The organism is Lutibaculum baratangense AMV1 (assembly GCF_000496075.1).
GTDB classification, from domain to species: domain Bacteria; phylum Pseudomonadota; class Alphaproteobacteria; order Rhizobiales; family Tepidamorphaceae; genus Lutibaculum; species Lutibaculum baratangense.
In genome coordinates, this window is sequence record NZ_AWXZ01000007.1 from 105,248 (window position 1) to 129,397 (window position 24,150).

Below are 24,150 nucleotides of genomic sequence, written 5' to 3' on the forward strand. Positions count from 1 at the left end.
CCTGCGCCGCCAGGAGCGGCGGCGCAGGGGAACTCCACGGGAGGCTTAGCCGCCGAAGCGATCCATGTGCGCGCCGCCCTCGACATTCGCGCGGGTCTCTTCGCGCGCGTCGTCGGACAGCGGAATGAGGCCACGCTCCTCGAGATAGCCGCCGGGACCCATCGCGTCCTCGGACACGTACTCCGCGACGAACTCCTCGAGGCCGGGAATGACGCCGCGGTGAGCGTTCTTCACGTAGAAGAAGAGCGGTCGGGAAACCGTGTAGGAACCGTCGCTGATCGTCTCCTCGCTCGGGGCGACACCCTCGATGGAGACGGCCTTCAGCGTGTCCTGGTTCTCGTAGAGGAACGAGTAGCCGAAGATTCCGAGCGCGTTCGCGTCAGACTGCAGGCGCTGCACGATCAGGTTGTCGTTCTCGCCGGCCTCGATGAAGGGGCCGTCCTGGCGCATGCGCTGGCAGACTTCCTTCTTGCGGTCGCCTTCCAGGGCCTCGATGGCCTCAAACGTCTCGCAGCCCTCGACCATCACGAGTTCAACGAACGCATCGCGGGTGCCGGAGGTCGGAGGGGGGCCGAAGACCGTGATCTGGGTGTCGGGCAGGGAGTCGTCGATCTCGCTCCAGCGCGTGTAGGGGTTGGCGACGACCTCGCCGTCCACCTCGACCTCGGCGGCTAGCGCCTGGAAGATCTGGGCCTTGGTCATATCGAGGTCGGGGCCGCTCTGGGCGTGCGCGATGGAGAGGCCGTCAGAGCCGATCTGCACCTCGGTGATGCTGTCGACACCGTTTTCCATGCACTTCTGGAACTCGGACTCCTTCATGGCGCGCGACGCGCCGGTGATGTCCGGGGTCTGCGGGCCGACACCGTCGCAGAAGATCTGCATGCCGCCGCCCGTGCCGGTCGACTCGACCACCGGAGCCGGATTTCCGGTCATGTTGGCGAACTGCTCGGCCACCGCCTGGGTGTACGGGAAGACGGTGGAGGAGCCGACGATGCGGATCTGGTTGCGTTCCTGCGCGGCGGCAGGATTGAGCGCGGCAGCCGCGGCCATGGCAATGGCCGAAACGCCGACGCAGGTGAACGTCTTCACGATGACTCTCCCTGTCCGATGGGACATTTCTTGTTCAGACCGGAAACCGAGGTCCCGGTGACCTGTGCGAAACCGCACCGCCAGGTGCGGACGCGGCGGACACTAGGCTGCTCCCACTATGTTTGTATGACTTGAGAATGACGGTTTCACGACAGTCCAAGCATCTGAAAACACGAGCGTATTCCCCCAAGGCCCCGGCCGCGGGGCTGCAGGGGAGGACAGTCGGCACTCGCCGCTCCCGATCCTTCAGCCGTGCGATGGCTCGGCGCTCAACGTCACCCTCAGGCCCGGCCCGCGGTTCTCGATGGTCAGGCTCCAGCCGGTCCGGCCGAGGGCGAGCTGAGCGATCGAAAGCCCCAGCCCGCTTCCCGAAGCGGCCTTCCGGCGGCCGCGAAAGAAGCGCTCGGTGGCCCGCCCGATCTCGGCCGGATCCATGCCGGGCCCCTCGTCCTCGATCACGACCGCGGCGCAGCCCTCCGTCTGCCGGAGGGAGCACAGGACCGTGCCGCCCAGGGGCGAGTGCAGGACCGCGTTCTCCAGAACGTTGCGCAGGGCCAATGTGAAGAAGAACGGTTCGACCTCGGCTCGCCCGGCCGCTCGCCCGGCCTCGTCGTCGGCCGCGATCGCGATGGCGACGCCCTGCTGCGCGGCCTTGGCGGCGAGTTCCTCGACCGTCTGCCGGGTCAGCGCGGCGAGGTCGCACGCCTCCACCTGCCGGGGCGGCTCGGCCGCCTCCACCGAGGCCAGGTCCAGAAGCTGCCGCACGAGGCGCCCGGTCCTGTCGACGCCGTGGACGATCTGGGCGAGAGCGGCGGACTGCACCGTCCGGTCGTCGCTTGCGAGGGCGATCTGGGCCTGCGTCTTGAGGCCGGCGAGAGGCGTCTTCAGTTCATGCGCGGCGAAGGTCGTGAAGTCCCGCTCCCTCTGGCGGGCCGCCTCGACCCGCCGGAACAGCCCGTTCAGGGCCTCGAGGGGCGGAATCAGTTCCGTGGGGGAGCCCGCGTGGTCGAGCGGGCGAAGATCCTCCGCCCTCCGCTGTCGGAGCGACCGCGCGAGATCCCGGAGCGGGAGAAGGCCCTGGCGGACGCTCAGCCAGATCAGCAGAGCCATCACCGGCACGAGCAGGGCCGCGGGAAGCAGCAGGCCCTTGATCATGTCGGCGACGAGCCGGTCGCGGACGGCGACGCTGTCGCCCACGAGGACGCGGACCCCCAGCGCCTCGTTCGCGATCGCATAGACGCGCCACCGTTCGCCGTCGACGACCGTTTCGGAGAAGCCGTCGCTCGCGGGCGAGAGTTCGCCGGCAGGAGCGCCCTCCGACCGGCTCACCAGGTCTCCGGAAAGGGACCAGATCTGGCAGGAAAGCTGGCGGGCATACGACACACCGCTGCCGAAGCCTGCGGGCAGCTCCGTCGCTTCGGAAGCAGCGACCGCCACCTCGATGCGGTTGTCGGTGAGGAGCGAGTTCACCATTCCCGCGGCCTCTCTCAGGCGTGCATCGAGCACCTGCTCGATCTGTGCCTGGGTGCTCCAGTAGATCCAGGCGATCGCGCAGAGCCAGACAGCCCCCGTGCTGACGAGGAGTATCGCGACCAGCCGACCTCGCATCGATCTCATGGCCGCTCTCCCGCCAGCCGGTAGCCGACGCCACGGACCGTCTCGATGAGGCCCGGTCCGAGTTTCGCCCGGAGATGGTGGATGTGGACCTCGATGGCGTTGCTCTCGATCTCCTCCTGCCAGCCGTAGAGCGCCTGCTCGAGCGACGCCCGCGTGGCGACGCTGCCGGGATGTTCCATCAGCATGCGCAGCACCGCGAATTCCCGTCGGGTGAGCGGGACCGGCTTCCCATCCCGCGTCAGGGAGAGGCTGGCGGGGTCGAGGGAGAGACCTCGCCACTTGAGGAGACCGGTCGCCCTTCCATTGCCGCGCCGGACGACCGCGCGGATGCGGGCGGAGAGCTCGTCGAGGTCGAAGGGCTTGCCGAGATAGTCGTCGGCACCGGCGTCCAGCCCCACGATCCGGTCGGCCACCTGGTCGCGCGCCGTCAACAGGAGAACCGGCGTCGCATCCTTCCGGGCCCTCAGATCCGCCAGCACATCGAGCCCCGACCCGTCCGGCAGCATGAGGTCGAGCACGACCGCCGCGTAGCGCTCGGCCCTGAGCGCGGCACGCGCATCCTCGCAGCTGGAAACCGCATCGGCCGTCAGGCCCGCGAGGCCGAGGCCGACCTTCAGGCCGTCGAGCAGGATCGGGTCGTCCTCGACGATGAGCACACGCATGTCCCGGCGACCTCCCCACTTCGTGATCACGGCCGCCCAGCTTGGCGACGCGCCTTAAGGCTGCCTTAAGCCGGCCGGTCGAAACGGCCTGTGTCAGCCGATGGCAGCCGAACACCAGCATGAGGGCGAGAGTGCGACTGGTCCCTGCAGTACTGATTTTCCTGGCGAGCCTCCTGCCACTGCAGGCCGCTCCCCTTCCAGCTGATGAGGCTTTCGCGCTGTCCGCGTCACGCGACGCCGATGGCCGGCTCCAGCTGCGCTGGGACATCGCCGAGGGATACTACCTCTATCGCGAGCACTTCCGGGTGACCGGCGCGAGGACGGGCGAGCCCGTTCCGTTCACGGCCACCGCGGGCGAGCGGAAGGAGGATCCGACCTTCGGGTCCGTGGAGGTCCATTACGGCGAGGCCGTGATCACCCTGTCAGAGACCCCGGCCCCTCCTCTCGAGGTGAGCTACCAGGGATGCGAAGAGGATGGGCTCTGCTACCGCCCGGAGACGCGCCGCGTCGACCCGGAGACGCTGACGATCACCGCTGCCTCGGGGGCCGGTGGTGCGCCATCCGGCTGGCGCGAGGGCGAAGCCGGCTCCTCTGCGTCCCTGACACCGTCGCCGGCCCCCGCTTCCGGCGACGCCGGCTTCGTCGCCGCGCTTCTCGCCGAGGGGGGACAGCTGTGGGTGATCGGCAGCTTCCTCGTCTTCGGGATCCTGCTGGCGGGGACGCCATGCGTCTTCCCGATGTATCCGATCGTGGCGGCAGCGCTCGGCCGCCAGGGCGAGCGCCTGACGGTGTCCCGCGGCTTCTCGCTGTCCGCCGTCTACGTTCTCTTCCTCGCGCTGGCCTTCGGCCTGATCGGGGCCGTGGCGGGCCTCACCGGAGAGAACCTGCAGCTCGTCCTCCAGTCCTCCTTCATGCCCGGCGCCGTCGCCGCGATCTTCGTCGTCCTCGCCCTGTCGATGTTCGGCCTGTTCGAGTTGCGGTTGCCGGCGGCGTGGACCACGAGCATCGCCGGAGCGACCGCCGCCCGCGGCGGCTCATACCGGGGCATGGCCGTCCTCGGCTTCTCCTCCGCGCTCATCGTCGGCCCCTGCGTGACGGCGCCGCTCGCCGGCGCGCTCCTCTACGTCGCGCAGACGCAGGACTGGCGGCTCGGCGCCGCGGCGCTCTTCGCCCTCGGCATCGGCAAGGGCATCCCGCTCGTCATCCTGAGCACGTTCGGATCCGGCATCCTGCCGAAGGCGGGGCGGTGGATGGAGACCGTCAGCCGCCTGTTCGGGTTCGCTTTCCTTGGCAGCGCGATCTGGCTCGCCGCGCCGCTGCTGCCACCGGGCCTCGACCTCGCATTGTGGTCCGCCCTCCTCCTCGGTCTCGCGAGCTTCGCTCTCGCCGCATCGGCGGCCGCCGGCGGCATGGGCTTCGTCATCGGCCGGTCGCTTGCGGCTTCGGCCGGGCTCTACGCGCTGATCCTCGCGCTCGGAGCGGCTTCCGGCGGGACGGACCCGCTGCAGCCGCTCGCCCATGTCGCCCGCGCCGGCGATGCTCGCGGACCCGACGTCGCGTTCGGCGAGATCGGCGGCGAGGCAGAGCTGCAGGCGACGCTCGCGGACGGCTCGGCGGCGGGCCGGTCGACGCTTCTCTACTTCACCGCCGACTGGTGCGTCACCTGCCGCACGATCGAGCGCAGGGTCCTCCCGGTCGAGGCGGTCAGGACGGATCTCCGGCCGCTGCGCCTGCTGAAGGTCGATCTGAGCGAGATCACTCCCCGGAAGCAGGCCCTGATGGAGGCGCTCGGTGTCGTCGGGCCGCCGACGATGGTGTTCCTCGGGCCCGACCTGAGGGAGGTATCGGGCACGCGCCTCGTGGGCACGGTCAGTGCCGAGAGCCTCTCCGGCTCCGCCCGGCGTGCGGGAGGCGCCTGATGGGAGCGGTGACGCTGGGCCCGCTTGTCTTCGACGCCGAGAGACTGGCCGCGATGCTCGGGATCGGGACCTTCCTCGGCGTCGCTTCGGCGATGTCGTGGCGCCTGGGGCCGGAGCTGGCGACGTGGTCGTGGCGGGCGCTCCTGATCGGCCTCGTGGGCGCGCGCTTGGGGCACGTCCTCGTTCACTGGCCGAGTTTCGTACAGGAGCCGCTCCGGGCACTGGCGTTCTGGCAAGGAGGCTTCTTCGCCGGGCCCGGCCTCCTTCTCGCGGGGCTGACGCTCTTCGTCTTCCTGCCCTCGGCGCCGCTCCGCTGGTCGAGCGTCGCGCCGTTCGCCGCGGGCCTGCTCGTCTGGAGCATGGCGTGGCAGCTGACCGCCGCGGTCGACGCACGCGGGCTGCCCGATCAGTCGTTCGCCACGCTGCGAGGCGAATCCTACCGCTTCGATGCGTCGGGGCCCCCGCTCGTCGTCAACCTCTGGGCCTCCTGGTGTCCCCCGTGCAGACGAGAGATGCCGATGATGGCAGAGGTCGCCGCTTCGGCCCCGCACGCCCGCTTCGTCTTCGCCAACCAGGGGGAGAGCCGCGACAAGGTGGCGGGCTTTCTCTCGGCCGAGCGCCTCGAAATGGACACTGTGCTCATCGACACGCTCGGCCAAATCTCGTTCCACTACGAGACCCCCGGCCTGCCGGCCACCCTCTTCATCAATCCCGACGGAACGCTGCGTGACGTCCATCTGGGCGAGATCTCGCGTGAGGTCCTCGTCGAGAAGATCGCTCGAATCGCGGTTCCACGAGAAGGAGTTCCAATTGCCGACGTCGAATAACCGCTTCCCGAGGCCACGTCTCCGCGGGCTGGGGATCGTCTCCTGTTTCGCCCTCGCCCTCGCCGGCTGCACCACCACGCAGTCGACCGCACCCGTCGCGCCCGTGAGGCCGGCGGTCGATCCGGGCTACGTGCAGATGTACGCGGCCATCCAGGATGGCGACTGGCATATTCCGGCCGTCGACGTCAGCGAGATCGACCCGCGCTTTCTGCGACAGTTGGTCGACTATGACACCGACGAGCCCGTCGGAACGATCGTGGTCGATCCCTATGCCCGCTTCCTCTACCTGGTCATGGAGAACGGGAAGGCCATGCGCTACGGGATCGGTGTGGCGAAGGCCGGCCTCGAGTTCCAGGGTAGTGCGACGATCGACCGAAAGGCGCAGTGGCCGGGCTGGACGCCGACCCAGAACATGATCGCCCGAGAGCCCGAACGATATGGCCCGCTCGCCGGCGGCATGGAGGGCGGCATCGAGAACCCCCTCGGCGCCCGCGCGCTCTATCTCTACAAGAACGGCAGGGACACGCTCTACCGTCTGCACGGCACGACCGAGCCGTGGTCGATAGGCAAGCGCGTCTCCTCCGGCTGCATCCGCCTCTTCAACCAGGACATCATAGACCTGCACAAGCGCGTGCCGACGGGATCGCGGGTCGTTGTGCTGGACCAGTCGCAATCCGGAAAAGGAGAAGTGTGAGATGATCGACCGCCGCCAACTTCTGAGGCTCTCTGCCGTGGGGTCGGGCCTGCTCGTCCTGCCCTCGGCGCTCGCATTCGCCCAGACGGGGCTCACCGTCGAGGCGGTGCTCTATGACCCCGAGGCTCCGGTGCTCGGTAACCCCGACGGAGACGTTACGGTGGTCGAGTACTTCGACTACCAGTGCCCCTACTGCAAGAAGGGGCATCCGGGCGTGATGGAGGCGGTGCGGAAGGACGGCAACGTCCGCCTCGTGAAGAAGGACTGGCCGATCTTCGGAGACGTTTCGGTTCGCGCCGCACGGCTCGTCCTCGCCGCAGGCGCCTCCGGACGGTACGAACAGGCACTCGAGAGCCTCATGGCGACCGAGGGCAAGCTCGCCGATGCCCAGGTGGATGCGACCCTTCAGGGGGCGGGCTTCACGGTGGCGAGGCTCGAGGAAGCCTACCGCGCACATGCCGGGAGGATCGACCGGCTGCTCGCCCGCAACGGCGGCCAGGCCGACGCCTTCGGCTTCCGGGGCACGCCTTCCTTCGTCGTCCAGACGACGCTCTATCCCGGTGTCATGGGCGAGGCCGACCTGACGGAAGCCATCGCGGCGGCCCGGAGCTGAGTCGGTCATGGCCCCCTCATCCGGCCGACCTTGCAGGTCGCCGGATGAGGGGGCCGCCCGGCCGCGAGGAGGCCGGGCTCTGCGCCCATGGCCGCTACGGCTGGCCGGCGGCCTCCCGCACGATCTCGTCGAGGATTTGGTTCACCTCGTCGAGGGCCTCGGCGCCGTCGCCCTCCCCGCCGTCTCCCAGATGGCGGAAGCCCACCGTCACGACGCCCTCGCGCTCGGCCGCCTCGAACACGAAGACGGTGTAGGGGCAGTACGCGATGTTGAGCGGGTCGGCTTCCATCGTCTTCCGCGAGAGGACCGCCGAGCAGAACTGGAACGTCTCGGCGCCTGAGAAGATGCTCCTGTCGCTGCCGACGTCCTGTCCGGTGCGCTCCAGCATCTCGCCGATCCGGGCGTTGTAGTCGATGACGTAGCCGCGGTTGACGATCGCGTCGTAGATGTCCTGCCGGACCTGGTCGAACGGCGCCTCTACCTCATGGGTCGTGATGCCCCCGCTCTGCGCGATCGCCGTTCCGCAAGCGAGAAAGAGGAGGCAAGGGGCCGCCAGGACTGCTCCGATCTTCCGATTCATGACTTTTTTCTCCTTCCTGCGCCGCGGCCCGGGACTGGGCGCCGGCGTCGACGTTCGATTGCCCCGCCCGGCCGCGTCAGCCGAAGATGTCCGACGTGATTCCGGCATACCAGCCAAGGGATTCCTCGTAGGTCGCCCTGCGCAGAGCGGGGTCCTCGCCGGTCTGGCTGATGAAGGTAGACGTCGAGGAAATTCTGCCCTCCCCCGGCGCATACTGCCCTCCGACCTTCACGCCGTCGCCGTCTTCGATCAGGCTCCAGCACGTGTTCGAGTAGCGCGGGGGGAACACTTTCGAGCCGGTCAGGTCGCCGCGGATCGTCATGGCCGCGACCTTCGCCTGGCTGTTCGCGGAGAAGGCGGATTTCGGCATGTCGCCGGCGATTGCGGCGTCACCCAGCACGTAGATGCGTTCGTCCATGGCCGAGCGCATCGATGCCGGATCGATCGGGCAGAAGCCGCTCCCGTCGGCGAGGTCGGCGACCCGGGCGATCCTGCCCGCGCGCTGGGCCGGGATGACGTTGACGAGGGCGCCCGTGAACGTGTCGAAGTCCGTCTCGACCTCGTCCGTGGAAGGATCGACGCCGATGATCCCGCCGTGCACATCCGGCCCGTACCATTCCACCATGCCGGGGTAGTGCTTCTCCCACCCCTCCGAGAACAGGCCCTGCTTGGAGAACTTCTCCTTGGGGTCGAGGATCACGATCTTCGCGTCGGTGTGCCCCTTCGCCTTCAGGACGTGCGCGAACATCGAAGCTCGCTCGTAGGGACCGGGGGGGCAGCGATAGGGATTGGGCGGCGCCACCATCACGATCTGCTCGCCGTTCCCGATCGCGTCGAGCTTCGCCTTGAGGAGCTCCGTCTGCGGCCCGGCCTTCCACGCATGGGGCATGGTCTCCGCAGCCTCCTCGGAATATCCGTCGACCGAGTCCCAGATCAGGTCGATCCCCGGCGAGAGCACGAGGCGGTCGTACGGGAGGCGTGTGCCATCGCCGAGCAGAACCTCGCTCGTATCGCGGTCGACGGCCTCGGCGACGGCGTTGACAACCGAGATGCCGTAATTCGAGGCGAGCCTGTCGTAGCCATGCGTTATGGAATCGAAGCTACGGAAGCCGCCAAGATAAAGGTTCGAGAAGAAGCAGGTCGTATATCTCGGGTTGGCCTCGACGAGGGTCACGTCGATCGTGCCTTCCGAGTCCTTCGCGATGTAGCGCGCCGCCGTTGCGCCGCCCGCCCCGCCGCCGACCACGACCACCTTCGGGCGTCCCTGCGCCCGCAGATAGACCGGCAGCGCGAGCGTGAACGCCGCCGCACCGGCAAGCCCGCCGAAGGTCCTGCGCGAGATCCTGCTCATCGTCCCCTCCCTCTTCCGGGCCTTCGAGCCCTGTCACTGCGGCGAGAGCTGGCCAAAATACGCGGCCAGCGCCGCGATCTCCTCATTTCCGAGATTGCCCGTGACCATCCGCATGACCTGATGGCTGCGAACGTTGGTCTTGTATTCGAAGAGGGCACGCACGAAGGCGTCGCGCGGCCACCCCACGATCGAAGGTATGCCGTCGGCACGGCCGGACGGCTGATGGCACGTGACGCACTCGCCGGCGAGATACTCGCCGTAGGCCGGATCCCCCTCGATCTCGAGCGTCGCCGCGGCGATCTCGGGGCGCGGCAACGAGGCTACCGCCGGATTGTCTGCGGGTGCCTCTGCCGTCGCCGCCTCCAGCCAGGCGATCAGAGCGGCGCGGTCCTGCTCGCCCGGCATGCCGCGATAGGACATGCGGGTGCCGGGCACGAAAGCCTGCGGCTTCTCGAGGTAGCGGTCGAGCGTCGCCGCGTCCCAGACGAGGCCGGCCTCGCCCACCCGCCCCATCGCAGAAGAGTACCTGTAGCCCTCGAGGCTTCCCGCAATGCGGCCGAAAAGGCCGTCGAGATGAGGGCCGATCCCATGGCGGGCGCCCTCCCCTAGCTCATGGCAGCCCCGGCAGGCGCGGAAGAGCGCCTCGCCATCTCCCGCTCCTCGTGCCTCCGCGGCGGCAGGACCGGCAAGGAGGAGCACGGCGACAAGCGCCGCCACCTGCCCCAAAGCCTCGCCCGCACGTCTCATGGCCGTTCTCCACGACCGGCGGCGGTGTTGCCGCCTTGTCTCAGTCCACCGCGCCGGCGCCCGCTCCGTCGTCGTCGACGCTGCCAGGCGTCACGTCGAGGATGCGCGCCCGCATCACGATCTCGGCAGGTGTATCCTTGCAGTCTCGCATGCAGGGATCAGCCTTCGCGGCGTAGTGTGGCTCGCTGTCACGATCGTCGTCGATGAAGTTCGCCGCGTTCGGGAGCTCGATCTCGGAGAAGTTCTCCTTCGAAAGCTCGAACTCCTCGTCCGCCACGACGTCGTTCATGTAGAGAAGATATGCCGTCAGCGCGTAGACCTCGTCGTCCGTCAGCGAGTGCGCATTGCCGAACGGCATGGCGCGGCGGATGTAGTCGAAGACGGTCGACAGGTAAGGCCAGAAGGAGCCGATCGTCTTCTCCGGCCGCTCGTCGGTGAGCGTGCCCTGTCCACCAGCCAGCACCGGCCAGCGCCCCGCACCCTCCCCGAAGACACCGTGGCAGGACGCGCATTGCTCTTGAAAGAGCATGTCTCCCTCCCCGACCGTGCCGCTGCCGTCCGGCAGGCCCATTCCGTCCGGGCGCACATCGATGTCCCAGGCCGCGACCTCGTCTTCAGTGGCCCGTCGCCCGAGACCGTAGGCGAGGCCCACGCCCGGCTCCGTCGCCGTGCCCCCTGCCGCGGCGACCGCCTGAGCCGCCGCGGGCTCGGTCGCCGCTACGTCGGGTGCGTCCGATTGAGGGGTTGGCTCAGGCTCCTGCCCGGAAACCGGTGATGCGCCCGTGGCCGCTGCGTCCTCCGACGAGAAGGTGCGGAGGTAGGCAACGACATCGCGAAGCTCGTCCTCCTTCTTCAGACCGGCAAAGGCCATCTTCGTGCCCTTCACCGCCCCGCGCGGATCGGCGAGATAATCGTGCAGCGTCTCGTCCTCCCACACCAGGCCGTTCTCGCCGGCCTCGTGCATGGCGTTCGAGTATTTGTAGTCGCCGAGACCGCCGGCGGTTCGTCCGAACAGATCGTTGAGATGCGGCCCGACCTTGTGCTTCGCATTCTCACCGACCGCATGGCAGGCGAGGCACTTCTTGAAGACTTGCGCGCCGTTATCGGGATCGCCCTGTGCGTGGGCCGGCAAGGCGAGGAGCGAGGCGGCCGCCGCCGCGAGGAGCGACTTACGAGACTTCGACATTTTCCGAGCTTCCGTCCGGTTTGACGTGCCAGGTCTGGATTCCGTTGTTGTGGTAGATCGAGTTCTCCCCCCGCACGGCCCGAAGCTCCTCCTTGGAGGGCTGGACGAAGCCGTCCTCATCGATCGCGCGGGACTGCAGGAGCAGGTCGCGCCCGTCCCAGTCGATATCGAGGTAGAAGCGGTGCAAAGCCTTCGGCAGGCTCGGCCCGTCGATCCGAGCGCGCCGCCAGTTGCGCCCTCCGTCGAGCGACACGTCGACCCGGGTGATACGCCCATTGCCTGACCAGGCAAGGCCCGAGATGACGAGGGGACCCGGCCCGTGCGATATGGGCATCTGGGGGCTCGGGCTCGTGATGACGGACTTCACGTCCATGACCCAGGTGAAACGGCGCGCTTTGCCGTTAGGCAGGAGGTCGGTGTATTTCGACGTCTCCTCGCGCTGGTGCCACGGCAGATCGCCGACTTCGATCCGGCGCAGCCACTTCACCCACATGTTGCCTTCCCAGCCGGGGACCACGAGGCGCAGCGGGTAGCCCTGCTCCGGACGCAGCGCCTCGCCGTTCATCATGAAGGCCACGAGGCAGTCATCCACCGCCTTCTCGATCGGGATCGACCGCGTCATGACGGACGCGTCCGCGCCCTCGGCGAGAACCCATTTCCCGCTCGCCTTGATGCCGGCCTCACCGAGTATCGTGCGCAGCGGGACTCCGGTGTACATCACGCAATGCACCATCCCGTGCGTGTATTGCGCGCCGTTCAGCTGCGATCCGCGCCACTCCATCCCGGAGTTGGCCGCGCACTCCAGGAAATACACACGGTTCTCGCGCGGAAGGCGCTTGAGGTCCTCCATCGTGAAGACAAGCGGCTGATCGACAAGTCCGTTGATCATCAGGCGGTGGTCAGCCGGATCGATCTCGGCAATGCCGGCATGGTGGCGTTCGAAGCAGAGACCGTTCGGCGTGATGATGCCGTCGAGCTCGTGGATCGGCGTGAAGTTGACCGAACTCTCCGTGGCGGCCGTGAGCCACTCGACGTCCCTCCGAACAACGTGCGCCTCGAACTCGGACGGTACGCCATAGGGCCGCGCCTGCACTCCATCGCCGAGATAGCGTGTCCAATCCTGGACCTCCAGAATGGCGGGATCTCCCTCCCCGGCCACGGCACGCGGCGCCAGGGCCGCCCCTCCCGCCGCCAGTCCCGCGGTCAGCAGACGGCGGCGGTCAATGCCGTTTCCTTTGCCCATCCCTCATCTCCCGGACTCTCTCTGCTAGAGAAAACATATTCAGTTTCTTCTATGTATATCCTGCGGCAGCCATACGCTCAAGCGTCCTTTAGGCCTTGACCCTCACGCCGCGGTTGTCCGGAACCCGCACGACCGGGTTCCGGGCCAGCCAGGCCTCCACGACGTCCCAGATGGGAGGCCCCTCCGTTCCCTCGTTCACGGAGGCCCAGCCCGCCACCACGTAGTCCTTCGAAGGCTCGACCGCCTCGCCGGTCTTCAGCAGGGTCATGTCTGAGATTCTGGCGCCCATGCCCGCCCTCGGATCGACGGCATAGGCCATCCCTCCAACGCGGACCATGTCGCCCCCCTGCTGGTAGTAGGGGTCGGGATTGAAGAGGTTATCCGCCACGTCCTCGAGCACCTCCTTGAGCATGCTCCCGCTCATGGTGGTGCGGTAGGCGGCTGGGTAGGTCATCGCACAGGCGTTGTGCAGATCCTCCACCGTGATCGCCTGCTCCGGGAGAAGCGACGTTCCCCAGCGGAAGCCCGGCGAGAGCGAAATGTCGGCCTCTCGTTCCTCGATGAGCGCTTGGCAGAACACGTCATCGAACGTGCCGTTGAAGTTGCCGCGCCGGTACAGGAGCGACTCCGTCATGGCGAGTTCGCGGGCCAGTTCCTCCTCGTATGGCGCCCTCACCTTGTCGATCAGCGTTGCTATGTCCGGATCGGCGGTGATGACATCCGAGAAGACCGGGATCAGCCGGTACGCGAACCCCCGCACCTCCCCGCCCTGCACGTCGAGATCCAGCCGCGAGACGAACTTCCCGTTCGAGCCGGAGGCGACGAGCAGCGTCTTTCCGATGACGACCGGCTCCGGCAGGGCATCGTGGGTGTGACCCGCGAGGATGACGTCGATGCCCGGCACGCGCGACGCGAGCTTGCGGTCGACGTCGAAGCCGTTGTGCGACAGAAGGACGACGAGATCGGCGCCGCCGGACCGCGCGTCCTCCACGTGGGCAGCGATGTCCTCTTCACGGATCCCGAAGGACCATTCCGGGATCTTCCACCGCGGGTTCGCGATCGGCGTATAGGGGAATGCCTGGCCGATCACGGCGATCTTCGCGCCGCCCCGCTCGAACGTCGCCAAGGGCTCGAAGGCGGGCTCGTCCCACTCCGCGTCGTAGATATTCGAGCCGAGGAACGGAAACCCGAGGCTGTCGATCGCCTCCTGGACCCGTTCGGTTCCGTAGGTGAACTCCCAGTGGCCGGTCATCGCGTCGGGTCGCAACGCGGCCATGATCTCGATCATGTCGGCCCCGGCGGTCTGGTTGGCCGTGTAGCTGCCCTGCCAGGTATCCCCTCCGTCGAGGAGCAGCATGTTCCCGCCGCGCTCGTCCCGGATGCGTTTCACGATCGACGCGACCCGGTCCATGCCACCCATCCGGCCGTACGTGCGCGCGAGCGCCACGAAGTCTTCCGACGTCAGCGCGTAGGCATCGGGAGATCCAGGCTCGATCTTGTAGAGCTTCAGGAAATCGGCGCCTGTGACGTGAGGTGGCAGACCGGCGACCTCGCCAACCCCGAGATTGATGGAGGGCTCGCGGAAATAGATCGGCTTGAGCTGCGCGTGGATGTCCGTGATGTGAACGAGGGTCACGTTGCCGAAAGCCGGCATCGAAAGGAGCCCCTCCTCGGTGAGGCCCTGCTGTGCCATCAGACGCGCCCATCCGCCGGCCGTGCCGCTTCCCAGAAGAGCCCCGGTGGCCGTGGCCGCCATCAGGAATTCCCGCCGTGAGATCATTTGAACTCCTGTCGATTGTAGGCATGCGCCAGCCGACCGGGCGGGGCTTCCTGCCCACCCGTCGCATCGTCCTGTGGTCGCTGCACACGTGGTACGTGGCGCGGCGGTCACTGCCGCCGCGCCTGTCACCGCCTCACTGGCGCACCGCCGGCGTCTCGACCGAAAGCCCCTGGCCGCGCCAGGTCACGTAGACCTCCAGCGCCATGAGATCGTCTGAGAATGCCGCAGGGAACTCTGCCCGCGTGTCGCGGATGCAGCCGCGGAAGCGATTGTGGAGCGACACCATTCCCCCCGTGTTGAGGCGGTAGGTCGGGAAGCCGTTGACGTTGCCCTGGCTGAGATGATCGGCGCGGATATAGCGGCCGTTATAGTCCTCGTGGCAGGTCGCGCACGCCATGTTGAGCTGGCCCGTTCGCAGGTAGTAGCGGTCTTTGCCCCGCTCCCACCACTTCTGCATATCGCCCTCGGCAAGGTCTATCTCGACCGGCTCTCCAAGCGACTGATGCTTGATGAAAGTCGCCAGCGCGACCTGTTCCGGCGCGTCGAACTTGTAGGGCTCGGCCTGCATCTGTTCGACTCGGCACTCGTTGATCTGGAGCTCCAGATTATAGGGCTTGCCGGCGGCCTCGTTCCATTTCGGATAGCTCGCGCCGACGCCGGCCATGGTCTCCGAGGCATCCTGGTGGCACGAAGCGCAGGACTTTCCGGCGGCGCCGTCCACAGCGTTCCAGATCTCCTCGCCGCGCTCGACATAGAGCATGCCCGGATTCTCGAAAGAATCGGCCTCGAGCGCGCGCGTCTCGTCGGTGCGGTAATGCCAGCCGGATATCAGTTCGTCGAATGGATGATCCGCCGGAGCTTCCGTCCAGGTCGTCATTTCGCGACCATCGATGACGAGCTTGTCCTCCACCGGTTCCGAATAGGCGGAGCCGAGCGCGAGGCTCGCCGTCAGCCCCGCCGCGGCCGCGAGGCCCAGTTTATTCTTGCCCAATTCATCTCCTCCCCTTCGCCAGCGGTTTCTTTGCCCGTCCGGCTCCTCAGCTCACCTCGATCTCCGCCTTGTCGGAATAGACGCTGCCGTCATCGTCCACCCACTCGAACGTGAACGTTCCACTCTCCGGCACCTTTGCGCTGAACTCGAAGTAGGGATTGGCAGCGATCGCAGGGTCGAGGTCACACGAGAAGACCTCCTGCCCGTTGAAGGTGCAGGTGAATCTGTTGATGATCTTGCGGGGGATCGTGTTGCCGTCTTTGTCCTTGCGCTGTCCGGATTCCATTTCGTGACTGATCAGAGTCTTGATCGTGATCACTTCATCCTTCGAGGCGGTCTTCGGCACCTTGATGCGCGGTTTCGCGTTCGACATCTCTTTGTTCCTCGTTCCTGATCAGCCGCCGCAGCCGCCGATCGTCACCTTCACTTCCTTCTTGTCCATGAAGACCGATCCGTCGCTCATCTTCGCCACCGCGATCACGTTCTGGGTCTTGGCCAGTCGCATTCGTGTCGTGGCCGTAGCGCTGCCACTCATCGGCGTGAAGTGCAGGGTCGCGACGTCGGGATTGGGGTTGCCGTCGGCGAGGATAAGCACCGAGGCGACGTAGTCCTCGGCGGTCATCGGGCTTTCGACGTCGACCGAGATCGGCACGGTGTTGCCGTTCTCGGCGATCTCGGGTGCCGTAAGCCTGATGCGGCCCGTTTCGGGGCTCTTGCCGCCCGTGAAGTCCTGGATCGCCTTTTCGGTGTCATCGACCGCGGCATGGGCGGATCCCGCCCGCCCTGCGACGACCGCAAGTGCTGCGCCGGCTGAAATTGCCAGAGCCTGGCGTCGTGTGAGTTTCATGGCCTTCTCCTGTGTATTCAGCGCTAGTCGGTCAGCGTCGTGAGGTACGCCACGACGTCCTCGACCTGTTGTGCGGAGAGAATGGTCTTGCCCTGGTGCTTCTCCGCGACGTCGACGCCCACCTCCAGCGTGTAGAAGCCGGGCATGATCGTCTGTTCGCCGAAGACGTGCTTGGCGTTGACGACGATCGCGCGGAGGAACGCCGGATCATATCTCTCCGCCACCCCGTCGAGAGACGGCCCGACATCGCCGTGGAACTGCTGGTCTGACATCTCGGTCACGGCATGACAGGCGAGACAGTTGCCGAGCGACCGATCCGCAAAGGCCTTGCGGCCTTCGGCCGGATCTCCGGCCTCATCCGTGAGCGACGCGGAAACCGTGAAGTCCTCCGCAAACTCGACGTTCCCCGGCTCGACCGGCCCCGCAGTGACCGGCCCTGTCCCGAGCAAGACCGCCGCCAGCGCGGCATACACCAATGGCTTCGTCATAGTGCGCGCGTTCCCTCCCGTTCTGCGGATCGGTTCTCCGACCTCTTGGCGTCCCTCAGCCTAACCACGTTGGCGGCGCCCATCAATTGTTTTATATGATTATTTGCATATGTTGCAACGCACTCGCCTCTCTGGGGCGGAGCAGCCTTCTACTCGGCGTCCAGCCGGCCCTCCCGGCGAAGCTCCTCGATGATCCGTGCGTGGTACTTCTGGAAGTGCTCCTCGGTCTCGTAGCCCTTCTCCGACACCCAACGGAACATGTTGAGGAAGGTCCACTTCCCGAAGGCGCCGGGCATGGTGGCGACGGCCGCTTCTGCCACGGAGGCACCTTCCGCTGCCTCTTCCGGCAGGAAGACGATCGTCGGTGTGAAGACGTAGCCCCACTTCCGCGCCGCGGTCTTCTCCGTCAGCACGTCGCCGTCGAGATCAGTCACCTCCTCGTCGCCGAACATGTTGTACTGAACGACCTTGAAGTGCGCCTCGATGAACTCGCGCACCTCGGGGTCGCTGAGGATCTCCTCGTGCATCTTCCTGCAGTAGATGCACCCACGCTGCTCGAAGACGAGAGCCAGGCGCTTGCCCTCCTCCCGCGCCGCCTCGATGTCCTCCGCGATGTCGCGGAAGGTGATGGCGAACCAGTCCTGCTTATGCAGCCCGTCGTCACCGACCGTCGCGGCCGGGACCGGCGACGCGAACAGCAAGAGCGCGATGAGGGCGAACAGCATCTTCGGCATCGTAGCCCCTCCCTTTGTTCAACCGGCCTACCCCACCTGCGAGAAGGCCGGGAATGTCTCGAGCAGCCAGAAGGCGATCGTCGACATCTGGCCAGTGATGAAGAGCAGCCCGGTCACCACGAGCAGGCCGCCCATCGCCTTCTCCACGGCGCCCATGTGGCGACGGAACCTCGCCGCCCAGCCGAGAAAACGGCTGGCGAATGCGGCCGCCAGGACGAACGGCACGCCGATGCCGAGCGCGTAGACAGCGAGGAGGCCGGCGCCGCGCAGGGCCGTCTCGGTGGAGCCCGCAACGAACAGGATCGCCGCAAGGATGGGTCCGACGCAGGGGGTCCAGCCGAAGGCGAAGGCGAGGCCCATGAGGTAGGCTCCGGCAAGCCCCGCGGGCTTTCTCTCGACCTCGACGCGGGCCTGCCGGTAGAGCAGGCCGATGCGGAACACCCCCAGGAAGTGGAGACCCATCGCAGCGATGATGACGCCGGCGATGATCGAGAGCGTGTCGAAATACCGTGCAACCGCCTGGCCCACGAAGCTCGCCGTCGCCCCGAGGGCGATGAAGACGGTGGTGAAGCCCAGAACGAAGGCGACCGCGGAGAAGATGATCCGCCGGGCCGTCTCCGTTTCGGCGCGCTGGTCCTTCAACTGGTCGAAACTCACCCCTGCGAGATAGCAGAGATAGGGAGGCACGATCGGCAGCACGCACGGCGAGGCGAAGGAAAGGAGCCCCGCAAGAAAGGCCGCGCCGATCGAGACTTCGAGCATCTTTCCGATTCTTCCGCAGCGCCATCCGCTGCCGCACGGAGGGCTCGACTCGAAAGTATTCATACATTCATATATATCTCAACCGAGAAAATGGAGGCAGGATCGTGAAAGCGCTGATCGCCCTGTTGCTACTGCTCCAGGCCTCCTCCCCGCAGGCGGCACCGACGTCGATCGAACTGCTGATGCTCGAGCAGCCGGGCTGTCCCTGGTGCCTGCGCTGGCATCAGGAGATTGGGCAGGCCTATCCCCGGACACCGGAGGGGCAACGCGCGCCGCTCCGCCGGATCGACATTTCCGAGCCCTGGCCCGAGGATCTCCAAGGCGTGGGGCCTGACAGGGTCACACCCACCTTCATCCTCGTGCAGGACGGCAAGGAGGTCGCCCGGATGCGGGGCTACCCGGGAGATCAGTTCTTCTGGCCGCTGCTCGACGACATGTTTCGCCGGCTGCAAGGGGAGCCGGCGGAGTAGTCTTTTTGCGGTTGCGTCCCCCGAGGGCGCCACTACGTTGCAGCGTGGAAGCCCCGACACCGCCTCACTTTGCGCGTGTCGTGCGGGACGAGCATGATGGAACCGCGATCGAACACCGTGACAGAGAAGATCGAGGGACTGAGACCACCTCAGACGGCGGCCGAGTTCGACGCTCTCGTCGACAAGGCCCGGCAGGCGAGCGACCTGCTGAAGGCGCTCTCTCATGAGACGCGCCTGCTTATACTCTGCCTCCTCTCCGACGGCGAGAAATCGGTCTCGGAGCTGGAGCGCATCCTGACGATGCCGCAGGCCGCGGTCTCCCAGCAGCTGGCCCGGCTTCGTTTCGACGGCCTCGTGGAGACCCGGCGCGAAGGCCGCATGATCTACTACCGGATCGCCGGCGACGAGGTGGCTCGCATCATCGCTGCCCTCTACGACCTTTTCTGCCGGCCGGTCGTCGAACAGGACACCTAAGGCTTCCTCTGGCGCGACTTGATTGTCAGCGGGATCGGTGACGGCTAGCATCGACCCAACGACAACTGCCGGAATACCGGCAGACAGGGAGGGGACCTATGGAAGGTCTGGAAGCGCAACTCTGGCTGCCGCTCGTCGGCCTGTTTGCCGGCACGATCCTGGGTTATGCAGCCCGCGTCAGCCGCTTCTGCACGCTGTCCGCCCTCGAACGCCACTGGTACGCCGGCGACTCCACCGGCCTTCGAACCTGGGTTCTCGCCACCGCCTCGGCGATCATTGCGACGCAGGCGCTGTCCCTGGCGGGCCTCATAGACCTCTCATCGAGCTTCTACCTCTCTTCGAGCTTCGGCCTGAGCGGCGCGGTCATTGGAGGGCTGCTCTTCGGCTTCGGGATGGCGCTCGTCGGGACATGCGGCTTCGGAGCGGTCGTCCGCCTCGGCGGCGGCAGCCTTCGCTCGCTGATCGTCCTGCTCGTCCTGGGCCTCGCCGCGCTCGCGACACAGCGCGGCGTGATGGGACAGGTGCGCGTTCTTGCGGTCGACGACATGGCGATCAACCTCTCCTTCGCAGGCGACCAGTCACTGGGCAGCATCGTTTCGGCCGTCCTCGGTGCGGACCTCCACGCACCCGTGGCGATGCTGGTGGCCGGAAGCCTCCTGGTCTGGGTCTTCCGCGACGGCAGCTACCGTCGGCGGCCGCGCATCGCCGCAGCAGGGATCGTGATCGGCCTCGTCATCGCCTTCGGCTGGCTGGCCACGAGTCTCGCCGCAGGAAGCTCCTTCGCGCCGGTGCAGATCGAGGCCGGCTCCTTCGTGGTTCCTGTGGGCGACCTCATCCTGCAGATCATCGCCGTGACGGGCACATGGCCCGACTACGGCGTCGGCCTCGTCGCGGGCACGCTCGTCGGAGCCGCGCTGGGGGCGTGGCGCCGCAGGGACGTGCGCTGGGAGGCCTGCGACGACGCTCGTGAACTTGGCCGGCATCTGACCGGCGGCGCTATGATGGGGATCGGCGGCGTCTTCGCCATGGGCTGCACCGTGGGCCAGGGGCTCTCCGCTGCCTCAGCCCTCGCGATCTCCGCCCCCGTGGCCATGGCCTCCATCGCCCTCGGCGCCCGCATGGGCCTCGGCTGGCTGCTCGAAGGTTCGGCCATAGCGCCGTTCCGCCGGCCGGGTCTGCCGGCCGAGTAGGATCAGGAGCGTAGCCTCCGGATCTACCGCTCCTCGGAGGGAATATCGGCCATGTCGCGCATGAGATAATCGGCCGCCTTAAACCAGGACGTATCGTTGTCGCCGCGAAAACCGAGCACGCGGGCGTAGCGAACTTCGCCCGTCGCGCCGTCGCGGAGCACGGCGTGCAGAGACAAGACGAGATTGCTCATCCGGAAGACGTGAAGCGCCAGCACCCGGTCCGCCCTGAGCTCTTCCGCCACGCGGATGGCGCAGATCTCGCACGCATGCACGTTACGGCGCCGCCTGTGCGTCTCGTAGAGTCGCGCCGCAGGGGCAGGATCAACGACCTCGTAAGTCCCGTCCCGCGACAGACCATCGCTCACCCTATCCGTTAGGCGACGAAGCCTCGCGTCCCACTCCGGACGTCGGCTGCTGTCGGAAATGTCGCCGTCGACCTCCGCCTCCAGGAGGGCGAGACGCAGCGCCCCAGCCTGAGCTGGGGCGGCAGCAACCGCCACGACCCAGAGCGCGGCGAGCGGCAGGGCGAATGCGAAGCGGGTCATCAGCTCCTCCCAGTCGGGATGCATGATAGTACCGGCTGCCGCAGCGGAAAACGGGATGCCGGTTGCCTGCCGCCGGGTCAGATAGGCACGAAGCGGTACGCCTCCCCCTGCCTTTCCGCCGTGCCGATACCGGGATACGGCAGATGAAAGCCGACAATTCGAGCGTTGTCCACCACGATCCGCTCGAGAAGCGCCCTACGGGTCGCCGCGCCCTTTTCGCGATCCTGATCCGCGCCCGAATGCCATCCGGGTTTCTCGAACGAGATCACCGGGTGCGAGATGGCGTCTCCGACGACGAGCATGCTCTCCCCGTTGCCATGCAGCATGTAGGACGTATGCCCCGGGGTATGGCCTGAAGTGTCGATCGCCTCCACGCCGGGAACGGGCTCGTCCCCCGGCTTCACCAGCGACACCCTCTCCTCGATCGCGTCGAAGCGGTTGCGCGCGCCGACGACGAAGGCCTTCCCAGCCTCCGGCATGTTCGAAAGCGTGTCGTCGGCACGCCAGAAATCCCATTCGGCCTGCGGCACCCAGTAACTTGCTTCCGGGAACACCGGCTCGTCGAAATCGTCGATCACACCCCACAGATGGTCGGGGTGACCGTGCGTGAAGATGATGTCGGTGATGTCCTCGGCGCCGATCCCCGCCTCGGCAAGGCTCTCCGGCAGGCGCCCGGCCGTGTCCTGAAACATCGGACCCGCCCCCGCATCGAGCAGCACGAGCCTGTCGGCAGTGCGGAAGAGCGTGATGTTGCAGTCGGGACGGATGGCGTCTGTCGGCAGCCCATGCGGCTCGAGGAGGGCCGCGATCTCTTCCGCCCGTTGCTCCGGTAGCGCAAAGCTCAACGGGAGATTGAGGTGGCCGTCCGTCAGGATCGTGGCCTCGGCCTCGCCGAGCGCCACCGGGTCGGCAATCGCGGCGCGGACCGCTGGAACACGCCATGCGGCCGCCGCGACGAAACCTGCCGCGCCGCCCAGAACCTGCCGCCGCGTCGGCCGCCGCAACAATCGTCGCGTCATGGCTCACCTCCCCTCACATATTCAATCATATGAATTAATGCGTGTCTTTTGCGCAGGGTCAATGCGCGACGTCACATGCGGAGGCACTGGTGAAGTCGGGTCTCAAAGCCCGGGCTCATGAGCAGGAGGAGGCACGGGGCATGCCCTACATCGTGAACCACCTCCTGGAGCTTATTCCGGAGCCATGGCTCCTGGCCCTTGGCGGCCTCGTCGTGGGCGTCCTGTTCGGCGCGTTCGCCCAGCAGAGCCGCTTCTGCCTGCGCGCGGCTGTGCTCGAATTCTCCCATCGATCCGGCGCTCGGCGCCTCGCGGTCTGGCTGCTGGCTTTCGGATCTGCGGTGCTTGGGACGCAGGTGCTTGGGGCGATGGATCTCGCCGGGCTCTCGGAAGCGCGCCAGCTCGCTTCGCCGCAGAGCCTCTCCGGAGCGGCGTTCGGCGGGCTCATGTTCGGAGCCGGCATGGTCCTCGCGCGAGGCTGCGCGAGCCGCCTCCTCGTCCTCTCCGCGACCGGCAACCTGCGCGCGCTGCTCTCGGGCCTCGTGTTCGCCGTTGTCGCGCAGGCAAGCCTCCGGGGCTTCCTTCAGCCGGCGCGAGAGTGGCTGGCGGGCGGCCTCGTCTCCACCGAGGTCGGCGGCAACGATCTCCTGACGCTGTTCGGCGCCTCGCAGACCGCGGCCATGGTGTTCGCCGCGGTGTGGCTCGCGGCGGGGATCGCCCTCGCAGTGCGCTCGCGGACGCGTCCGTGGCGCGTCCTCGCTGCCGTTGCCGCGGGATGCGCCATACCGCTCGCCTGGTGGTTCACGGGGACCATGGCCCGGCGCGCCTTCGATGTGGTGCAGATCGAAGGCGTCACCTTCACCGGCCCGTCCGCCAACACGCTGATGCTATTCCTTTCGCCGCCCGGAACGATCCTCGATTTCGACGTGGGACTGGTGCCGGGCGTCTTCCTCGGCTCGTTCCTCGCGGCGCTCCTGGCGCGCGAGCTCAAGATCGAGGGCTTCAGCGACGGGCCTTCGATGCGCCGCTACCTCGTGGGCGCCGCGCTGATGGGGTTCGGCGGCATGCTCGCCGGCGGCTGCGCGGTCGGAGCCGGCGTGACGGGTGCGTCGGTCTTCGCTCTGACCGCCTGGGTCACCCTCGGCGCCATCTGGCTCTCGGCCACCGTCACCGACAGGCTGGTCGACGGGAGCCGGATCAAGGCCGCGGCATTCGAGGCCCCTGCGGGCTGGCCGAAAGGCGCCGACCATCCCGCACCCTGACGGCGACCAAAAGGGTCAGGCGAGACCATCGTGCGAGGCGACTCCGCAGGACCCGCCTCGCACGACTCGAAACGCGCCTCAGAAGGGCGAGTCCGGGTAGTAGTACTGCTCGGCGTTCTCCTGCGTGATCAGCGGAGAGGCGAGGATGTAGCGGCCTTCGACCGGCACCTGGCCCACATAGCGAAGGGCCGTCAGCTCGATCGCGGTCCCGATCATTGCGGGCGGATACAGCACGTTGACCGGAATGGTCTCGTCGCCGTCCATGACGCCCTTGATCACCTGCTTCATGCCGGCACCGCCGACGATGAACATTTCGCCCTCGCGGCCCGCCTGGCGCACGGCCTCGAGCACACCCATCGCCATGTCGTCGTCGGAGGCCCAAACGGCGTCGATTTCCGGGAAGCGCGACAGGAAGTCCTGCATGACCTCGAAGGCATCGTCACGGTTCCAGTTGCCGTGCTCCATGCCGATGATCTCGATGCCCGACCCGTCGATCGCCTCCTCGAAGGCCTGGACGCGTTCGTTGTCGATCGTCGTCGGAATGCCGCGCAGGACGACGATCTTGCCGCCGTCGATCATGCGCTCGCGGAAGTACTCGCCGGCCACGCGACCGAAGCCGGGATTGTCGCCGGCGACGTAGAGGTTCTCGATGCCGTCCTGTGCGAGGCCGCGGTCGACGACCGTCACGAACTTGCCTTCGTCCGCCACGCGCTTCACGGGTCCCGTCAGAGGGTCCGATTCAAACGGCAGGATGACCAGCGCGTCGATGTTGCGCGTCGCCATCATGTCCTCGAGGTCGGACACCTGCTCGCTCGGGCTACCTGCCGTCGCGAGGACGAATTCGAGATTGTCGTAGGCTGCCTTGAGGCGGTCGATCGCGTGCTGCGCGTGATAGTTCACGCCGCCCGTCCAGCCATGCGTGGCAGCCGGTATGGAGACGCCGATCGTGGCGCTCTCCTGAGCGTTTGCCGCTCCCGGCGCCGCCAGAAGCGCCGCGACGGTTGCCGCGGCCATCAGTTTCAGTGTTCGCATGTGGGTCACCTCCCTGTTGTCACCCCGTCTT

26 protein-coding genes are annotated in these 24,150 nt (G+C 67.1%); 8 read left to right on the top strand and 18 right to left on the bottom strand.

Translation table 11 applies throughout. The features are described 5' to 3' along the window. Positions 1–45: 45 nt before the first annotated feature. The 3 genes from N177_RS01190 to N177_RS01200 all read right to left on the bottom strand — a co-directional run bounded on the left by N177_RS01190 (position 46) and on the right by N177_RS01200 (position 3,368). Positions 46–1,089 (bottom strand): substrate-binding domain-containing protein, encoded by a 1,044-nt coding sequence (locus tag N177_RS01190; RefSeq protein WP_023430390.1) that lies wholly within the window; start codon positions 1,087–1,089, stop codon positions 46–48. Positions 1,090–1,335: 246 nt separating this feature from the next. Further along, complete coding sequence (locus N177_RS01195; RefSeq protein WP_023430391.1) at positions 1,336–2,706, bottom strand: ATP-binding protein; 1,371 nt, start codon at positions 2,704–2,706, stop codon at positions 1,336–1,338. Beyond that, the gene (locus N177_RS01200; protein WP_023430392.1) at positions 2,703–3,368 is read right to left on the bottom strand and encodes a response regulator; all 666 of its coding nucleotides are present in this window, start codon (positions 3,366–3,368) and stop codon (positions 2,703–2,705) included. The genes N177_RS01195 and N177_RS01200 overlap by 4 nt, the downstream gene beginning before the upstream one ends. Before the next feature lie 131 nt (positions 3,369–3,499). Between N177_RS01200 and dsbD the strand changes: the two genes are divergently transcribed. From dsbD to N177_RS01220, 4 genes are read left to right on the top strand one after another with little or no spacing between them, the layout of a single operon-like run. Beyond that, positions 3,500–5,287, top strand: a complete 1,788-nt coding sequence (gene dsbD, locus N177_RS01205) for a protein-disulfide reductase DsbD (RefSeq protein ID WP_023430393.1) — start codon at positions 3,500–3,502, stop codon at positions 5,285–5,287. Beyond that, positions 5,287–6,114 carry a TlpA disulfide reductase family protein gene (locus N177_RS01210; protein ID WP_023430394.1) on the top strand — a complete coding sequence of 276 codons (828 nt, stop codon included), beginning with the start codon at positions 5,287–5,289 and terminating at the stop codon, positions 6,112–6,114. The genes dsbD and N177_RS01210 overlap by 1 nt, the downstream gene beginning before the upstream one ends. Then, a complete protein-coding gene (locus N177_RS01215; protein ID WP_023430395.1) occupies positions 6,098–6,808 on the top strand; it encodes a L,D-transpeptidase in 711 nt (236 codons plus the stop codon). Before N177_RS01210 ends, N177_RS01215 begins: the two co-directional genes overlap by 17 nt. Before the next feature lies 1 nt (position 6,809). Then, a complete protein-coding gene (locus tag N177_RS01220) occupies positions 6,810–7,421 on the top strand; it encodes a DsbA family protein (protein WP_023430396.1) in 612 nt (203 codons plus the stop codon). Positions 7,422–7,515: 94 nt separating this feature from the next. Here N177_RS01220 and N177_RS01225 read toward each other — a convergent pair whose 3' ends face one another. The 12 genes from N177_RS01225 to N177_RS01280 all read right to left on the bottom strand — a co-directional run bounded on the left by N177_RS01225 (position 7,516) and on the right by N177_RS01280 (position 18,130). After that, a complete protein-coding gene (locus N177_RS01225; protein ID WP_023430397.1) occupies positions 7,516–8,001 on the bottom strand; it encodes a DUF302 domain-containing protein in 486 nt (161 codons plus the stop codon). A gap of 76 nt (positions 8,002–8,077) precedes the next feature. Continuing rightward, positions 8,078–9,352 carry an NAD(P)/FAD-dependent oxidoreductase gene (locus N177_RS01230; protein WP_023430398.1) on the bottom strand — a complete coding sequence of 425 codons (1,275 nt, stop codon included), beginning with the start codon at positions 9,350–9,352 and terminating at the stop codon, positions 8,078–8,080. 33 nt (positions 9,353–9,385) lie between these two features. Beyond that, a complete protein-coding gene (locus N177_RS01235) occupies positions 9,386–10,099 on the bottom strand; it encodes a c-type cytochrome (RefSeq protein ID WP_023430399.1) in 714 nt (237 codons plus the stop codon). A 40-nt stretch (positions 10,100–10,139) separates the two neighbouring features. After that, the gene (locus N177_RS01240; RefSeq protein ID WP_023430400.1) at positions 10,140–11,285 is read right to left on the bottom strand and encodes a c-type cytochrome; all 1,146 of its coding nucleotides are present in this window, start codon (positions 11,283–11,285) and stop codon (positions 10,140–10,142) included. Next, on the bottom strand, positions 11,269–12,528 hold the full coding sequence (gene soxC / locus N177_RS01245) for a sulfite dehydrogenase (protein ID WP_023430401.1): 1,260 nt from the start codon (positions 12,526–12,528) through the stop codon (positions 11,269–11,271). The genes N177_RS01240 and soxC overlap by 17 nt, the downstream gene beginning before the upstream one ends. Before the next feature lie 88 nt (positions 12,529–12,616). Next, positions 12,617–14,308: a thiosulfohydrolase SoxB gene (soxB, locus tag N177_RS01250; RefSeq protein WP_023430402.1), complete on the bottom strand. Its 1,692-nt coding sequence runs from the start codon at positions 14,306–14,308 to the stop codon at positions 12,617–12,619. A gap of 133 nt (positions 14,309–14,441) precedes the next feature. Continuing rightward, complete coding sequence (soxA, locus tag N177_RS01255) at positions 14,442–15,299, bottom strand: sulfur oxidation c-type cytochrome SoxA (RefSeq protein ID WP_023430403.1); 858 nt, start codon at positions 15,297–15,299, stop codon at positions 14,442–14,444. A gap of 46 nt (positions 15,300–15,345) precedes the next feature. After that, positions 15,346–15,672: a thiosulfate oxidation carrier complex protein SoxZ gene (soxZ, locus tag N177_RS01260; protein ID WP_023430404.1), complete on the bottom strand. Its 327-nt coding sequence runs from the start codon at positions 15,670–15,672 to the stop codon at positions 15,346–15,348. Positions 15,673–15,693: 21 nt separating this feature from the next. Further along, positions 15,694–16,146: a thiosulfate oxidation carrier protein SoxY gene (gene soxY / locus N177_RS01265; protein ID WP_023430405.1), complete on the bottom strand. Its 453-nt coding sequence runs from the start codon at positions 16,144–16,146 to the stop codon at positions 15,694–15,696. 23 nt (positions 16,147–16,169) lie between these two features. Continuing rightward, positions 16,170–16,634 carry a sulfur oxidation c-type cytochrome SoxX gene (soxX, locus tag N177_RS01270; protein ID WP_040484922.1) on the bottom strand — a complete coding sequence of 155 codons (465 nt, stop codon included), beginning with the start codon at positions 16,632–16,634 and terminating at the stop codon, positions 16,170–16,172. Between the two features lie 149 nt (positions 16,635–16,783). Beyond that, entirely contained in the window at positions 16,784–17,368 is a 585-nt protein-coding gene (locus N177_RS01275; protein WP_023430407.1) for a thioredoxin family protein, read from the bottom strand. Positions 17,369–17,395: 27 nt separating this feature from the next. Beyond that, positions 17,396–18,130, bottom strand: coding sequence for a cytochrome c biogenesis CcdA family protein (locus tag N177_RS01280; RefSeq protein WP_023430408.1), 735 nt, complete (start codon positions 18,128–18,130; stop codon positions 17,396–17,398). A gap of 104 nt (positions 18,131–18,234) precedes the next feature. On the opposite strand from N177_RS01280, the gene N177_RS01285 reads away from it, so the two are divergent. From N177_RS01285 to N177_RS01295, 3 genes are all read left to right on the top strand, one after another. After that, on the top strand, positions 18,235–18,600 hold the full coding sequence (locus N177_RS01285; RefSeq protein WP_023430409.1) for a thioredoxin domain-containing protein: 366 nt from the start codon (positions 18,235–18,237) through the stop codon (positions 18,598–18,600). Between the two features lie 96 nt (positions 18,601–18,696). Next, the gene (locus N177_RS01290) at positions 18,697–19,074 is read left to right on the top strand and encodes an ArsR/SmtB family transcription factor (RefSeq protein WP_023430410.1); all 378 of its coding nucleotides are present in this window, start codon (positions 18,697–18,699) and stop codon (positions 19,072–19,074) included. 98 nt (positions 19,075–19,172) lie between these two features. Continuing rightward, positions 19,173–20,264, top strand: a complete 1,092-nt coding sequence (locus tag N177_RS01295; RefSeq protein WP_023430411.1) for a YeeE/YedE family protein — start codon at positions 19,173–19,175, stop codon at positions 20,262–20,264. Between the two features lie 23 nt (positions 20,265–20,287). Here the strand turns inward: N177_RS01295 and N177_RS01300 are convergent, their stop codons facing one another. Both N177_RS01300 and N177_RS01305 read right to left on the bottom strand, forming a co-directional pair. Further along, complete coding sequence (locus N177_RS01300) at positions 20,288–20,809, bottom strand: DUF2380 domain-containing protein (protein ID WP_160170904.1); 522 nt, start codon at positions 20,807–20,809, stop codon at positions 20,288–20,290. 77 nt (positions 20,810–20,886) lie between these two features. Continuing rightward, entirely contained in the window at positions 20,887–21,828 is a 942-nt protein-coding gene (locus tag N177_RS01305) for an MBL fold metallo-hydrolase (RefSeq protein WP_023430413.1), read from the bottom strand. A gap of 140 nt (positions 21,829–21,968) precedes the next feature. Here N177_RS01305 and N177_RS01310 point away from each other — a divergent pair, with 140 nt between their 5' ends. Beyond that, positions 21,969–23,087 (top strand): YeeE/YedE family protein, encoded by a 1,119-nt coding sequence (locus N177_RS01310; RefSeq protein WP_023430414.1) that lies wholly within the window; start codon positions 21,969–21,971, stop codon positions 23,085–23,087. Positions 23,088–23,165: 78 nt separating this feature from the next. Here N177_RS01310 and N177_RS01315 read toward each other — a convergent pair whose 3' ends face one another. Next, complete coding sequence (locus tag N177_RS01315) at positions 23,166–24,119, bottom strand: ABC transporter substrate-binding protein (RefSeq protein ID WP_023430415.1); 954 nt, start codon at positions 24,117–24,119, stop codon at positions 23,166–23,168. Positions 24,120–24,150 lie beyond the last annotated feature (31 nt).

Excerpts from the sequence above, each read along its gene's own strand:
- N177_RS01195 (WP_023430391.1), bottom strand. The coding sequence starts at position 2,706 with ATGAGATCGATGCGAGGTCGGCTGGTCGCGATACTCCTCGTCAGCACG.
- N177_RS01200 (WP_023430392.1), bottom strand. The coding sequence starts at position 3,368 with ATGCGTGTGCTCATCGTCGAGGACGACCCGATCCTGCTCGACGGCCTG.
- N177_RS01210 (WP_023430394.1), top strand. The coding sequence starts at position 5,287 with ATGGGAGCGGTGACGCTGGGCCCGCTTGTCTTCGACGCCGAGAGACTG.
- N177_RS01220 (WP_023430396.1), top strand. The coding sequence starts at position 6,810 with ATGATCGACCGCCGCCAACTTCTGAGGCTCTCTGCCGTGGGGTCGGGC.
- N177_RS01225 (WP_023430397.1), bottom strand. The coding sequence starts at position 8,001 with ATGAATCGGAAGATCGGAGCAGTCCTGGCGGCCCCTTGCCTCCTCTTT.
- N177_RS01230 (WP_023430398.1), bottom strand. The coding sequence starts at position 9,352 with ATGAGCAGGATCTCGCGCAGGACCTTCGGCGGGCTTGCCGGTGCGGCG.
- N177_RS01235 (WP_023430399.1), bottom strand. The coding sequence starts at position 10,099 with ATGAGACGTGCGGGCGAGGCTTTGGGGCAGGTGGCGGCGCTTGTCGCC.
- N177_RS01240 (WP_023430400.1), bottom strand. The coding sequence starts at position 11,285 with ATGTCGAAGTCTCGTAAGTCGCTCCTCGCGGCGGCGGCCGCCTCGCTC.
- soxC (WP_023430401.1), bottom strand. The coding sequence starts at position 12,528 with ATGGGCAAAGGAAACGGCATTGACCGCCGCCGTCTGCTGACCGCGGGA.
- soxB (WP_023430402.1), bottom strand. The coding sequence starts at position 14,308 with ATGATCTCACGGCGGGAATTCCTGATGGCGGCCACGGCCACCGGGGCT.
- soxZ (WP_023430404.1), bottom strand. The coding sequence starts at position 15,672 with ATGTCGAACGCGAAACCGCGCATCAAGGTGCCGAAGACCGCCTCGAAG.
- soxY (WP_023430405.1), bottom strand. The coding sequence starts at position 16,146 with ATGAAACTCACACGACGCCAGGCTCTGGCAATTTCAGCCGGCGCAGCA.
- soxX (WP_040484922.1), bottom strand. The coding sequence starts at position 16,634 with ATGACGAAGCCATTGGTGTATGCCGCGCTGGCGGCGGTCTTGCTCGGG.
- N177_RS01275 (WP_023430407.1), bottom strand. The coding sequence starts at position 17,368 with ATGCCGAAGATGCTGTTCGCCCTCATCGCGCTCTTGCTGTTCGCGTCG.
- N177_RS01280 (WP_023430408.1), bottom strand. The coding sequence starts at position 18,130 with ATGCTCGAAGTCTCGATCGGCGCGGCCTTTCTTGCGGGGCTCCTTTCC.
- N177_RS01290 (WP_023430410.1), top strand. The coding sequence starts at position 18,697 with ATGGAACCGCGATCGAACACCGTGACAGAGAAGATCGAGGGACTGAGA.
- N177_RS01295 (WP_023430411.1), top strand. The coding sequence starts at position 19,173 with ATGGAAGGTCTGGAAGCGCAACTCTGGCTGCCGCTCGTCGGCCTGTTT.
- N177_RS01300 (WP_160170904.1), bottom strand. The coding sequence starts at position 20,809 with ATGACCCGCTTCGCATTCGCCCTGCCGCTCGCCGCGCTCTGGGTCGTG.
- N177_RS01305 (WP_023430413.1), bottom strand. The coding sequence starts at position 21,828 with ATGACGCGACGATTGTTGCGGCGGCCGACGCGGCGGCAGGTTCTGGGC.
- N177_RS01310 (WP_023430414.1), top strand. The coding sequence starts at position 21,969 with ATGCCCTACATCGTGAACCACCTCCTGGAGCTTATTCCGGAGCCATGG.
- N177_RS01315 (WP_023430415.1), bottom strand. The coding sequence starts at position 24,119 with ATGCGAACACTGAAACTGATGGCCGCGGCAACCGTCGCGGCGCTTCTG.